Below are 13,218 nucleotides of genomic sequence, written 5' to 3'. Positions count from 1 at the left end.
TCCGAGTTCGAGTCCCCCACCTCCTGGTCACCCCTCCCCGCCGCCGAAGGGGAGGGGCTGGTGCCCGCACGGCCTCTCCCGTCCCACCTCGTTCGATTGGCCTGCCCATGACCGACACCGCTCCCACCGCCATACCGCCGTCCGCCCAGGTCACCCTCCCCGACGGCCGGGTGACGATCGCCCCCGGTGCGCCCCAGCCCAGCGGCCCCTACGCCAACGCGGACCTGCTGCCGGTCCCGGCCGAGAAGCGCACCTGGACCACGTACAACTTCTCCGCGCTCTGGGTCGGCATGGCCCACAACACGGCCTCCTGGACGCTGGCCTCCGGCCTGATCGCCGTCGGCATGGACTGGAAGCAGGCGGTGTTCACCATCGCCCTGGCCAACCTGGTCGTGCTGGTGCCGATGTTGCTGACCGGGCACGCCGGCCCCAAGTACGGCATCCCCTTCCCGGTGTTCGCGCGCGCCTCCTTCGGTGTGCGCGGCGCCAACCTGCCCGCGGTCGTACGGGCGTTGGTGGCGTGCGGCTGGTTCGGCATCCAGACCTGGATCGGCGGCGAGGCGATCTACTTCCTCGCCGGGAAGCTGATCGGCGGCAGCTGGTCGAACGCGGCGCACGTCGGCGGCTACGCCTGGACCATGTGGCTGTCCTTCGCGCTGTTCTGGGCGATCCAGGTCGCGATCATCCACCGGGGCATGGACACCATCCGCCGCTTCGAGAACTGGGCGGCGCCCTTCGTGCTCGTGGGCGCGTTCGTGATGCTGTGGTGGATGAGCAGCAAGGCCGGTGGCGTCGGCCCGCTGTTCGACCAGCCGTCGACGCTGGGCTGGGGCGGAGACTTCTGGAAGCTGTTCTGGCCGTCCCTGATGGGCATGATCGGCTTCTGGTCGACCCTGTCGCTGAACATCCCGGACTTCACGCGCTACGGGCGGAGCCAGAAGGCCCAGACCTGGGGTCAGGCCCTCGGCCTGCCGACCACGATGACCCTGTTCGCGTTCCTGTCCGTCCTGGTCACCTCCGGCTCGCAGGCGGTGTACGGCAAGCCGGTCTGGGACCCGGTGCAGCTGGCGGCGAAGACGGACAACGTGGTGGGCCTGCTCTACGCCCTCGTCACGGTGCTGGTGGCCACCCTCTCGGTGAACATCGCGGCCAACCTGGTCTCCCCGGCGTTCGACTTCTCCAACGTGGCGCCGAGAAAGGTGAGTTTCCGCACCGGAGCGCTCATCACCGCCGTCCTCGCGGTCCTCATCTTCCCCTGGAAGCTGTACTCCGACCCGCAGGGCTACATCTTCACCTGGCTGGGCCTGGTCGGCGGCCTGCTCGGCACGGTGGCCGGGATCCTCGTCGCCGACTACTGGCTCCTGCGCCGCACCCGCCTGGACCTCGCCGACCTCTACCGCGCCGGCGGCCGGTACTGGTACGCGGCCGGCTGGAACTGGCGGGCGGTCGCCGCCTTCCTGGCGGGCGGTGTCCTCGCCGTCGGCGGTGCCAGCTTCAAGCCCCTGATCGACGGCCGTCCCATCCCCGCCCTGTCCGCCCTCGCCGACTACGGCTGGGCGGTGGGCCTGGGCACGTCCCTGGTCCTGTACCTGACCCTCACCCTGCTGACGGGCCGCGGGCGGACCGCGCCCTAGCCGATCCGCGGGGGCGGGTGCTCAGCCGGCCTGCGACCGCCCGCCCCCGAGCGCGCCGACCGCGGCCCGCGCCGCCTGGATGGCCCCCTTGTTGATCTCGTCCGCACCGGGCGCCTTCTTCGTCTCGAAGTCACTGCCGTTGTAGGTGACGACCACCACGGCGTTGGACACCCGGACCAGCACCACACCCTCCCGGGTCTGCTGCTTGTCCTCGGTGGTCAGGTTCACCACGGAGTAGGCGCCGTCCCCGAGCCCCGGCACCGTCCCGCCGCCGCTCTTCTCGCTCACCCGCTGCTGGTACTCCTGCTGCGCCTCCTGCTCCGACGAGCTGATCTCGAACGACACGTCGAGCCAGCGGTAGTCGTAGCCCTGCAGCGCGTTCCAGGAGCAGGTGCGGCGCAGCGTGGTGTCCGTCGACGGGATCTCCTTGCCCGTCGTCTTCGCCCCGGGCACCAGGGACTTGACGGTCGCCGCCGGCACGCTGGTGCAGGGGGAGGGGGCGGCGGAGTACGCCTTCGCGCCCGCGCCGCCCGACGAGTCGGACGAACCGGATGAACCAGATGAATCGGAGGAGGAGCCGGAGGAGGCGGACTGGGCGGACGTCTTCTGGGCCGCCTGGTGCCCGGCGTCCGCCGGCGGCGCGGCCGGGCCGGACGTCAGCGCCCAGCCGGCACAGGCGAGAACGGCGACCGGCGAGATCCGCGCGGTGAGGGCGAGCGGCAGAGGAAGAGAACGCACGGCGCACTTCTCGGGGGGAGGGGGCGGGGCGGGGTACGGAGGGGTCCGCGGGGGGTGGACGGGGACGACAGTGTCACACGAGTCCCTGTGGGGCGGAAGCGAAAACTCGCAGCGTGCCCGCGCGGTCACGACGGCACGCTCACGACGTCCCGCTCTGCCCGTTATGCGGCTCCTGTCGTCGGCGGGCGCCGAGTTCACCGGGGCGCCGGGTGGCTAGGGCACCCGCTGCGTCCACCGTGCGGAGGCGAACTTCGTGCGGGCCAGTTCCGCCGCGCGCGCCCGCTCCTCGTCCGTGATCGTGCCCGGTGCCAGGCCGTACCGCCCGCGGAACGACTCGATCATCCGGTCGATGACCGCCGCACGCGACAGCCCCGTCTGCCGGCGCAGGGGATCGACCCGCTTCCTCGCGCTGCGCGTCCCCTTGTCAGACAGCTTCTCCCGCCCGATGCGCAGCACCTCGGTCATCTTGCCGGCGTCGATGTCGTACGCCATCGTCACGTGATGCAGCACGGCACCCGGGCCCCCGCCGGGCCCGGCGATCCGCTTCTGCGCGGCGCCGGCGATCTTGCCCTGGTCGGTCGCGATGTCGTTCAGCGGCTGGTACCAGGCCCGGACGCCCATGTCGCCGAGGGCGCCCAGCACCCAGTCGTCCAGATAGGCGTAGCTGTCCTGGAAGGACAGGCCCTGGACCAGGGACTCGGGCACCGACAGGGAGTAGGTGATCGTGTTGCCGGGTTCCACGAACATCGCGCCGCCGCCGGAGATCCGCCGCACCACCTCGATGCCGTGCCGCGCGGCACCCTCGGGGTCCACCTCGTTGCGCAGGGACTGGAAGCTGCCGATGACCACGGCCGGGGCGCCCCACTCCCACACCCGCAACGTCGGCGGTCGCCGGCCCGCGGCGACCTCGGCGGTCAGCACCTCGTCCAGGGCCATGTGCAGCGCGGGCGGCTGCGCCCCCTCGTGGATCAGCTGCCAGTCGTAGTCGGTCCAGTCCGTGGCGCGCGCGAGGGCCCGGCGCATAGCGATGCCGATGCCTTCGCAGGTCAGGCCGTACATCACCGTCCCGGCGGGCAGGGCCGCCTCGATCCGGGCGGCCAGGCCCGCCGCGTCCGTGTCCGCGGGGGCGCCCTCCAGCGCGGCGTTCACCGCGTCCAGCGCCTCGTCGGGTTCCAGGAAGAAGTCGCCCGCCACGCGCACGTGCCGCAGCACGCCGCCGTCGGTGTCCACGTCCACGACGACGAGCTTGCCGCCCGGCACCTTGTACTCACCGTGCACCGCCCGGCCCTCCGTCATCCACCGCTTGAGACCGGCTTGAGAAGAACACGACGGGTCCTCTTCGTGTTCCCCGGGACGGCGATCACGCTCGTACGATCACCCGGAAGAGGCAGCCGAGCCAGACGTACCCGTGCCAGACGTACCGAGCGAGGAGACGATGCCCGTGTTCACCACCCGGCCCACCCTGCAGGGCACCTTCGGGATGGCGTCCTCCACCCACTGGCTGGCCTCCCAGTCGGCGATGGCGGTGCTGGAGGGCGGCGGCAACGCCTTCGACGCCGCTGTGGCGGGGGCGTTCGTGCTGCACGTGGTGGAGCCGCATCTGAACGGGCCGGCCGGTGAGGTACCGATTCTGCTCGCTCCGGCGGGCGGTGCGGTCCAGGTGCTGTGCGGCCAGGGCGTGGCCCCGGCCGGCGCGAGCGGCGCCCACTTCCGGGGGCTCGGGCTGGATCTCGTACCCGGCACCGGACCGCTCGCCACCGCCGTGCCCGGCGCCTTCGACGCCTGGCTGCTGCTCCTGCGCGACCACGGCACGAAGTCCCTGGACGACGTCCTGCGGTACGCCATCGGATACGCCGAGCACGGGCACGCGCCCGTGGAGAAGGTCGGCGCGACCGTGGAGACCGTCCGGGAGCTGTTCGAGACCGAGTGGACCTCGTCCGCGGAGGTCTACCTCCCGGGCGGCCGGGCGCCCCGGCCCGGTGAGCGCTTCCGCAACCCCGCTCTCGCCGCCACCTGGAAGCGGCTCCTGGCCGAGACCGCGGGCAGCGGCGACCGGGAGGCCCGGATCGACGCCGCGCGGGAGGTGTGGCGCTCCGGCTTCATCGCCCAGGCCCTGATACGGCAGTCGCGGCGGCCCACGATGGACACCAGCGGGACCCGGCACACCGGCGTCCTCACCGAGGCCGACCTCGCCGGGTGGTCGGCGACCTACGAGGCTCCGGTGAGCTACGACTGGAACGGCTGGACCGTGTGCAAGGCGGGGCCCTGGAGCCAGGGCCCCGCCCTGCTGCAGCAGCTCGCCCTGCTCCCGCCGGAGCTGCCCGCCCCCGGCTCCGCCGACTACGTCCACCTGCTGGTCGAGGGCTGCAAGCTCGCGATGGCCGACCGGGAGGCCTGGTACGGGGACGCGGCCGAGGTGCCGCTCGCCGAGCTGCTCTCGGACGACTACAACGCCGGCCGGCGGACCCTGGTCGGCGCCAAGGCCTCCTGGGAGATGCGGCCCGGCAGCCCCGGCGGACGCACCCCGCGGCTGCCGGCGCAGGCGTACGCGCGCGTGGACAGCAGCGCCCCCGAGTTCGACCCGATGGGCGCGGGCGAGCCGACGGTCGCGCGCATCCCCGGCGAGCCGCACGTGGCGGCCGACGGCACGACCCGCGGCGACACCTGCCACCTGGACGTCGTCGACCGCTGGGGCAACATGGTCGCGGCCACGCCCAGCGGTGGCTGGCTGCAGTCCAACCCGGTCGTGCCCGAGCTGGGCTTCCCGCTCGGCTCCCGGCTGCAGATGACCTGGCTGGAAGAGGGGCTGCCGAACTCCCTCACCCCGGGCCGCCGCCCCCGCACCACGCTCACCCCGTCCCTCGCGCTGCGCGACGGCGTGCCGGTCATGGCGTTCGGCACGCCCGGCGGCGACCAGCAGGACCAGTGGCAGCTGCACTTCTTCCTCGCCGTCGCCCTGGGCGCCCCGGTGCGCGGCGGCCTCGACCTCCAGGGCGCCATCGACGCCCCGAACTGGCACAACGACAGCTTCCCCAGCTCCTTCTACCCGCGCGGCCGCCGCCCCGGCAGCGTCACCGTGGAGTCCCGTCTGGGCGCGGACGTGATCGAGGAGCTGCGGCGGCGCGGCCACGACGTCACCGTCGCCCCGGCCTGGTCCGAGGGACGCCTGAGCGCGGTGGCCCGGGATCCGGAGACCGGCGTGCTGTCGGCGGCGGCGAACCCGCGCGGGATGCAGGGGTACGCCGTGGGCCGCTGAGTGATCGTCCGGCACCTGTTCTTCATCCCGATTCCACCGGGTGTGTACCGGGCGGGCCGGGGGCTTGTCAGCGGGGCGTGCTCTCATGGAGGCATGATCGAAGACACGGAAACCATCGACGAGTTTCTCGACCGGTGCTCGGTCGACGTGGAGGAAGCGGTCCGCAAGGCGGCCGAGGCCGAGATCCTGCCCCGCTTCCGCCGGCTCGCCGACCACGAGGTGGACCAGAAGAGCGGCCCCCACGACCTGGTGACGGACGCCGACCGGCTCGCCGAGCTGCGGCTCACCGAAGACCTCGGCGCCCTGCTGCCCGGCTCCGTCGTGGTCGGCGAGGAGGCGGTGCACGCCGACCCGGCGACGTACGCGGCGCTGCAGGGCGACGCACCGGTGTGGATCGTCGACCCCGTCGACGGCACCCGCCAGTTCGTGCACGGCGACGACGGGTTCTGCACCCTGGTCGCGCTCGCCCACCGCGGCGTCGTCCTGGCCTCCTGGACCTACGCGGCGGCGCGCGACCAGCTGGCCACGGCGGTCCGCGGCAAGGGCGCCTTCCTCGACGGCGAGCGGCTGTTCGCGGGCCCGCCCGCGCCCGGCCGCGACCTCGTCGTCGCCACCTCCCACCCGGACTACACGACCGACGAGCAGAAGCGCGCGCTGTGCGCCCTGTGGACGGACGGCCTCGCCCCCCGCCCCTGCGGTTCGGCGGGCCTGGAGTATCTCGCCGTCGCCCGGGGCGAGTTGGACGCGGTCGCCTTCTCCTGGGAGGCGGCCTGGGACCACGCGGCCGGCCTGCTCCTCGTCGAGGAGGCGGGCGGCACGCATCTCACCCGCGCCGGCGAGCCGTTCCGCGTGACCGGCGGCAACGTCCTGCCGTTCACCGCGGCCCGGGACGCCGCGACCGCCGAGCGGGTGGCCGCACTGCTGCGGACGACGGCCTGAGCCCACACCGGGCCCCGCTCGGCCGGCGCCCGTCCGCCGGCGACCGGACCGGCGGCGCGACGGCCCGCGGGACACGGCCTGCGGGCGGGGCGGCGACCGCGACCCGCCAGGGACGCGGGGCCGCGTCGAAGGGCGGCTCCGCCGCGATGCGGGTGCCCCGGTTCCCCCACCCGGCACCGCCCGCGGTCACCCGGCGCCGGGCCGCCCGGCCCCCGGGCCGGGGCGGTGTCGGTCCTCCGGCATATCCTGGCCCCGAGTGGCCATCGGCTGACGAAGGGGTCCGAAGGTGCCGTCGATGCTCGATGCGGTCGTGGTGGGTGCGGGACCGAACGGACTGACCGCTGCCGTGGAGCTGGCCCGCCGCGGCTTCTCCGTCGCGCTGTTCGAGGCGAAGTCCACGGTGGGCGGCGGCGCCCGCACCGAGGAACTGACCCTGCCCGGCTTCCGGCACGACCCGTGCTCGGCCGCCCACCCCCTCGGCGTCAACTCCCCGGCGTTCCGCGCCCTGCCCCTTGAGCGCTACGGCCTGCAGTGGCTGCACGCCGGGCTGCCGATGGCGCATCCCTTCCCCGACGGCACCGCGGCCGTGCTGTCCCGCTCGGTCGCCGAGACCGCCGCCTCCTTCGGGCCGCGCGACGCCGGCGCCTACCGCAGACTGGTCGGGCCCTTCCTCCCCCACTGGGACACCCTCGTGCGGGACTTCATGTCCCTGCCGCTCACCGCGCTCCCGCGCGACCCCGTCACCCTGGCCCGCTTCGGCCTGGCCGGGCTGCCACCGTCCACCTGGCTGCTGCGCCGCTTCAAGGACGAGCGGGCCAAGGCCCTGTTCGCGGGCCTGGTCGCGCATGTGATCGCGCCGCTGAACGGCCTGGCCACCGGCGCCATCGGACTCGTCTTCGCCCTGGCCGCCCACGCCCGCGGCTGGCCGGTGCCCCGCGGCGGGTCCCAGGCCATCTCCGACGCCCTCGCGGCCTACCTCAAGGACCTGGGCGGCGCCGTCCACACCGACTACGAGGTCAAGCGTCTGGACGACCTGCCGCCCGCGCGGGCGTACGTCTTCGACACCTCACCCACCGCGCTGGCCCGTATCGCCGGCTTCGGCGACCACTACCGCGGCTACCGCTACGGCCCGAGCGTCTTCAAGATCGACTACGCGCTGGACGGCCCGGTGCCCTGGACCGCGCCCGAGGCCCGCGCCGCCACCACCGTGCAGGTCGGCGCGAGCCAGGCCGAGATCTCCACCGCCCTGCGCGCCGCCTCCCGCGAGGGCCGCGCTCCCACCAGACCGTTCATGATCACCGTGCAGCCCGGTGTGGTCGACCCGACCCGCGCCCCCGAGGGCAAGCAGGTCTTCTGGGCGTACGGCCATGTCCCGAACGGCTGGTCCGGTGACCTCACCGACGCCATGGAACGCCAACTGGAGCGCTTCGCCCCCGGCTTCCGCGACCGCGTGCTCGCCCGCGCCGTCTCGGGCCCCGCCGAGCTGGCCGCCCACAACGCCAACTACGTCGGCGGCGACATCGCCTGCGGCGCGGCCTCCGGACTCCAGCTGCTGCTGCGTCCCAGACTGTCCCTGTTCCCGTACCACACCCCGCATCCGGCCGTCTTCATCTGCTCCTCGGCCACCCCGCCGGGACCCGGCGTGCACGGCATGTCGGGGCACAACGCGGCCAAGGCCGTATGGCGAAGACTGAGGCAGACATGACCACCATCACCCTCGTCCAGGGCGACATCACCCGGCAGAGCGCCGACGCGATCGTCAACGCGGCCAACTCCTCCCTCCTCGGCGGCGGAGGGGTCGACGGCGCGATCCACCGGCGCGGCGGCCCCGCCATCCTGGAGGAGTGCCGCGCCCTGCGCGCCTCCCGGTACGGCAAGGGCCTGCCCACCGGCGAGGCGGTCGCCACGACGGCGGGCGCACTCGACGCCCGTTGGGTCATCCACACGGTCGGCCCGGTGCACAGCGCGAGCGAGGACCGCTCCGACCTGCTCGCCTCCTGCTACCGCGAGTCCCTGAAGGTCGCCGACGAACTCGGCGCGCGCACGGTCGCGTTCCCGGCCGTCTCCACCGGCGTGTACCGGTGGCCGATGGACGACGCGGCACGGATCGCCGTGGAGACGGTGCGGAACACGGCGACGGCGGTCCAGGAGGTGCGCTTCGTCCTCTTCGACCAGCACGCCTACGACGCGTTCGCCCGCCAAGCGGGCTGAGCCGCACCGCCGTTCGCGGCGCATCCGGGAACAGGTGCCGCACCTCGCCCGTCCGGTCAGGACAGTTCGCGCAGGATGCCGCCGAGCAGGGCCACGCCCTCGGCGATCACGCCCGGCGCGGTGGCCGCGTAGCCGAGGACGAGTCCGGGCGGCCCGGGCAACTGCCGGTGCCAGGACAGCGGCTGGCACTTCACACCCCGGGCCAGCGCGGCGGCGGCCACCTCGGTGTCGGGCACGTCCGCCGGATAGGTGACCGTCAGATGCAGACCGGCCGCGGCGCCGTGCACGGTACCGCCGGGCAGATGCTCGGCGAGGGCGGCGATCATCGCGTCGCGCCGGTCGCGGTGCCGGCGCCGCATCTGCCGTAGCCGCCGCTCCAGCCCGCCGGACTCCATCAGCCGGGCGAGCACCAGTTGCGGCAGCACCGGGTTGCCCAGGTCGTTGTACCGCTTCGCGTCGACCAGGGCCGCGCGGTGGCGGGGCGGGGCCACCAGCCAGCCGATGCGCAGCGCCGGGGCGAGCAGCTTGGACACGCTGCCCATGTAGCACACCCGGTCGGCGAGCAGTGCCCGCAGCGCGGGGACCGGCGGACGGTCGTAGCGGTGCTCCGCGTCGTAGTCGTCCTCCAGGATCAACCCGCCCTCCCGCGCCCAGCCCAGCAGCTCACGCCGGCGCTCGCCGCTGGTCACCACCCCCGTCGGGAACTGGTGGGCCGGCGTGAGCAGCACCGCCGGGGCACCGGTCGCGCGCAGCGCGTCCACCCGCACCCCGTGGTCGTCCACCGGCACCGGCGGGGTGTCCAGGCCCCCGTTCCGCAGATGCTGGCGGCCCCCGAGCGAGCCGGGGTCCTCCACCGCGACGGCGTCGACGCCGTCCGCCCGCAGCACCTGATGGAGCAGGGTGAGCGCCTGTGCGGTACCCGCGACGATCAGCACCTCCTCCGGCTCCACCCGCACACCCCGCATCCGCGCGAGCCAGTCGGCGACGGCCCGCCGCAGCGCGGGGGCGCCCCGGGGGTCGCCGTAACCGAGGTGCTCGGCGGACAGCTCCGCCAGGACGGCACGCTCGGCACGCAGCCAGGCGGTGCGGGGGAAGGTGCTGAGGTCCGGCCGGCCCGGCGTGAAGTCGACGCCGGCCGGGGCGTCCCGCAGCACGTCGAAGACATCGACGCCGGGCACTCGGGAGAACGGCGAGCCGGGCCGGGCGGGGGACGGCGACCCCGGCAGGGCGGGGGTTCGTGGGCCGGGCGGGTGAGGGGCTTGTGGGCCGGCTGGACGAGGGGGTTGTGGGCCGGGCGCGGGCCGGGTTGGTGAGCCGGTTGGGCGGGAGGTCTGTGGGCCGGGTGTGTGAGGGGGCTGTGCGCCAGGTGCGGGACGGGTTGGCGGGCCGGGTGTGTGAGAGGCCTGCGGGGCAGGGGCGGGAAGGGTCTGCGGGCCCGGCGCGTGGGGGGTCGTCGGGCCGGAGGGGTGAGGAGGTTGAGGGACTGGTGCCTGAGGGGGCTGCGCGCCGGGCGCGGGACCGGGTGGTGAGCCGGCCGGGCGGGAGGGCTGTGGGCCCGGTACGTGCGGGGGCTGTGCGCCGGGCGCGGGACGGGCCTGGGGGTCGGGGGCGGGAAGGGTCTGCGGGCCCGGCGCGTGAGGGGTCGGCGGGCCGGGTGGGGCGGAGAAGCGCTCGCCGGCGAGGCGGGCGGGCCGCGTCCGCGGCGCGTCGGGCGCGGCCGGCCTGTCCGGGACGCCGGGCGCGGGGGTGTCCGGCGCTGCGGGTACGCCGGAGAGAGGCCCGCCGTGCGCGGCGCGGCGGGGAAGCACCGGCGCCCCGCCCCCGGGCGCGCCGCGCGCCGGAGCGAACGGAGCCGCGACCACCACGGTGCCTCCGCGGCGGCGGCCCTCCAGGTGGCCGTCCTCGGCGAGCCGGCGGTACGCCTCCGTGATCACCCCGCGGGAGACGCCGAGTTCGACGGCCAGCACCCGGGTCGGCGGCAGTCTGCTGCCGACCGCCAGCCTGCCGTCCGCTATCGCCTGCCGCAGCCGGCCCGCCAGCCACTCCGCCTTCCCGCCCGCGGGCACCTCACCGGCCGCCAGCTGGAGGAAGTCCGAGCCATGGCCCGGGAGTTCGACGACGGCGGGCGCGTCCGCCTCCTCGCTCATGCCGCACATGCCGCTGATGCTGTCATGCCGCCGGGCTCAGTCGCCGAAGACGAAGTCCGGTGCGGCCCCGGTGAGCACGGCCGACTCCGTGACCGCCTCCCAGTGCGCCGCCACCTCCTCCTGCACCGTCTTGAGCAGGCCGGGCACGACCTCCGCGCCGCCGTCGTGCATGGCCTCCGCCACCACGAGCACCCGGTGGGTGTGCGCACCGACCGCGGAGTGGCCGCTCTGCCGGTGGGTCCAGCGCCGGGCGTGCGCCCGCCCCGCGGAGTCGACGAAGGTGACCTCGCCGGGCGCGGGCCGCTCGACGCCCCCGCCGAACGCCGTGTACGTCTCGTCGCCGGCGGCCGGCCGCACCTCCAGCAGCGGCCCGGCGATCCGGTCGACGTCCAGGACCGCCACGGGGACGGCGTACGCCACCGACAGCGCGTTGCACAGGTCGACCAGCGGATGGATGCGCGGCAGCGCCCCCTCCTTGCGCAGGCGCCGCAGCAGCGACTCCGAGGCACACCGGTACTGCGTCGGCTTCATGCCCATCCGGCTGAACGCCCGCCGCCAGGCCAGCACTTCGGGGAACTCGCCCTCGGTGGTGTCGGCCAGCCGGGCCAGGGCACGGGCGGTGTACGCGGCGGCGCGCGGGCCGGTGTCCGCGGCGGCGCCGATGCCGGTGGCGTACAGCGCGCCGGAGGCCAGTTCGGGGAACGTGGCCCAGATGGTGTCCGCGTGCCGGAATCGCATGGTCAGGCTCTCCTCGGGTTCGCTCCGCGGGTTCGGGAACACCACCCTGCCGCGGCAGTGGTCCGGTCACCAGAGCCAAAGCGGGTACGGCTCACCGGTCCATAACCGCGCCGCGGGCGCCCGTGCCGCCGCCCCGGGAGCGGTGGACGACGTACGGGCGGACGACGTAGCCGGACGGGACGGTGAACGCGTGCACCAGACGGCCGAAGGGCCACAGCGCGAACAGGGCCAGGGCGAGCAGGGCGTGGCACTGGTGGACGAGCGGCGCGTGCGCCATCGCGCCGGCGTCCGGGTCGAGCGCGAACAGACCGCGGAACCAGACCGCCACGCCGAGCCGGTAGTCGTAGGGATCGGCCACCGAGGAGGCGGTGGCGGTCGGACCGGCGAGCAGGACGAGCGCCGGCAGCGGCAGGGTCAGGCGGTCGCTGCGGCTGCTCGCCCGGCGTACGGCGGGCACCCGCGGCCGGCGGTACAGCAGCGGGCCGAACCCCGGGGCGGCCGTCACCGCTACCGTTCGCCCGTCCCGTCATGTGGGGCAGCGCTGCATGTCCCCAAAGGCGCCGGCGCCCGGCGGCGTGCCCTGGGCCACGGTGTCCGTCGGGTGCGTGACATCATCGTCCGAGGCCAGGACCGCCGTCGTACGAGGAGCACGATGAACCCCGCTCTCACCGTCCCCCCGGTCGTCGGTGCCGCTCTGCTGGACGACTTCTCCCTGGAGATGACCGGCAAGGACGTGTCCCGCCTGGAGGAGGCGTGCGACGGCATCCCGCGGGGAACCCGGATCAACATCACCTTCCTCGCCGGCGAGGACCTCGGGATGCGACTCGAGGCCGCCCGCGCGGTCAAGCGCCTCGGTTTCGTTCCCGTGCCGCACATCTCCGCGCGCCGCCTGCCCTCCCGCGCCGCCCTGGAGGAGTTCCTGGCCGGGCTGGCGGAGGACGGCACCGCCGAGAACGTCTTCGTCGTCGGCGGCGACCCCGCCCGCCCCGAGGGCCCGTACGAGGACGCCCTCGCCCTCCTGCGCACGGGACTGCTGCAGAGCCACGGCGTCCGTCACGTAGGCATCAGCGGCTACCCGGAGGGCCACCCCGCGATAGCCGACCACACGCTCTGGTCGGCGCTGACCGACAAGGCGGCGGCCATCGGCGAGCACCGGTTCGGCGGCGACGTCATCACCCAGTTCGGCTTCGACGCCGACCCGGTGCTCACCTGGCTGGAGGCCGCCCGCGCACGAGGCGTGCACCTGCCCGTGCGCATCGGCGTGCCCGGACCGGCGGGGGTCCGCCGGCTGCTCGGCTACGCCACCCGCTTCGGCGTGGCGACCAGCACCTCCGTCGCCCGCAAGTACGGCTTCTCGCTGACCAACCTCATGGGCACCACCGGCCCGGACCGCTTCCTGCACGCGCTCGCCCGCCGCTACGACCCCGAGCGGCACGGCACGGTGAAGGTGCACTTCTACACCTTCGGCGGACTGCGGACCACGGCGGAGTGGGTCACCGCCTTCCGGCAGGGGGACGCACGAGGCTCAGGCGACCACCGGGGCGGCTGACCACCA

General features: G+C 74.6%; 9 protein-coding genes and 3 pseudogenes. 6 read left to right on the top strand and 6 right to left on the bottom strand.

What is annotated here, in order from left to right; all coding sequences use genetic code 11:
* Nucleotides 1-107 precede the first annotated feature (107 nt).
* On the top strand, nt 108-1,634 hold the full coding sequence (locus IO33_RS0123720; protein WP_031168284.1) for an NCS1 family nucleobase:cation symporter-1: 1,527 nt from the start codon (nt 108-110) through the stop codon (nt 1,632-1,634).
* Between the two features lie 21 nt (nt 1,635-1,655).
* On the opposite strand, the gene IO33_RS0123715 is transcribed toward IO33_RS0123720, so the two are convergent.
* Both IO33_RS0123715 and lplAB read right to left on the bottom strand, forming a co-directional pair.
* Complete coding sequence (locus IO33_RS0123715) at nt 1,656-2,372, bottom strand: hypothetical protein (protein ID WP_031168282.1); 717 nt, start codon at nt 2,370-2,372, stop codon at nt 1,656-1,658.
* Nucleotides 2,373-2,585: 213 nt separating this feature from the next.
* Nucleotides 2,586-3,650: a lipoate-protein ligase LplAB gene (gene lplAB, locus IO33_RS0123710; RefSeq protein WP_031168280.1), complete on the bottom strand. Its 1,065-nt coding sequence runs from the start codon at nt 3,648-3,650 to the stop codon at nt 2,586-2,588.
* A 163-nt stretch (nt 3,651-3,813) separates the two neighbouring features.
* Between lplAB and IO33_RS0123705 the strand changes: the two genes are divergently transcribed.
* From IO33_RS0123705 to IO33_RS0123690, 4 genes are all read left to right on the top strand, one after another.
* A complete protein-coding gene (locus tag IO33_RS0123705; protein WP_031168278.1) occupies nt 3,814-5,628 on the top strand; it encodes a gamma-glutamyltransferase family protein in 1,815 nt (604 codons plus the stop codon).
* Nucleotides 5,629-5,721: 93 nt separating this feature from the next.
* Nucleotides 5,722-6,567 carry an inositol monophosphatase family protein gene (locus IO33_RS0123700; protein ID WP_031168276.1) on the top strand — a complete coding sequence of 282 codons (846 nt, stop codon included), beginning with the start codon at nt 5,722-5,724 and terminating at the stop codon, nt 6,565-6,567.
* 286 nt (nt 6,568-6,853) lie between these two features.
* Entirely contained in the window at nt 6,854-8,272 is a 1,419-nt protein-coding gene (locus IO33_RS0123695) for a phytoene desaturase family protein (protein WP_209438901.1), read from the top strand.
* The gene (locus IO33_RS0123690) at nt 8,269-8,778 is read left to right on the top strand and encodes an O-acetyl-ADP-ribose deacetylase (RefSeq protein ID WP_031168272.1); all 510 of its coding nucleotides are present in this window, start codon (nt 8,269-8,271) and stop codon (nt 8,776-8,778) included. Before IO33_RS0123695 ends, IO33_RS0123690 begins: the two co-directional genes overlap by 4 nt.
* A 56-nt stretch (nt 8,779-8,834) precedes the next feature.
* On the opposite strand, the pseudogene IO33_RS0123685 reads toward IO33_RS0123690, so the two are convergent.
* From IO33_RS0123685 to IO33_RS0123675, 4 genes and pseudogenes are all read right to left on the bottom strand, one after another.
* Nucleotides 8,835-10,049, bottom strand: a pseudogene (locus IO33_RS0123685) (aminotransferase-like domain-containing protein); the annotation flags it as partial.
* A gap of 600 nt (nt 10,050-10,649) precedes the next feature.
* Nucleotides 10,650-10,925, bottom strand: a pseudogene (locus tag IO33_RS47690) (GntR family transcriptional regulator); the annotation flags it as partial.
* A gap of 36 nt (nt 10,926-10,961) precedes the next feature.
* The gene (locus IO33_RS0123680) at nt 10,962-11,663 is read right to left on the bottom strand and encodes a B3/B4 domain-containing protein (RefSeq protein ID WP_031168268.1); all 702 of its coding nucleotides are present in this window, start codon (nt 11,661-11,663) and stop codon (nt 10,962-10,964) included.
* Nucleotides 11,664-11,754: 91 nt separating this feature from the next.
* Nucleotides 11,755-12,183 (bottom strand): annotated as a pseudogene (locus IO33_RS0123675) (respiratory nitrate reductase subunit gamma); the annotation flags it as partial.
* 132 nt (nt 12,184-12,315) lie between these two features.
* Here IO33_RS0123675 and IO33_RS0123670 point away from each other — a divergent pair.
* Nucleotides 12,316-13,212: a methylenetetrahydrofolate reductase gene (locus IO33_RS0123670; protein WP_051926915.1), complete on the top strand. Its 897-nt coding sequence runs from the start codon at nt 12,316-12,318 to the stop codon at nt 13,210-13,212.
* The last annotated feature ends 6 nt before the right edge of the window (nt 13,213-13,218 follow it).

Origin of the sequence: Streptomyces durhamensis, assembly GCF_000725475.1 — a bacterium.
Classification (GTDB): domain Bacteria; phylum Actinomycetota; class Actinomycetes; order Streptomycetales; family Streptomycetaceae; genus Streptomyces; species Streptomyces filipinensis.
This window is presented reverse-complemented; position numbering and strand designations above follow the sequence as displayed.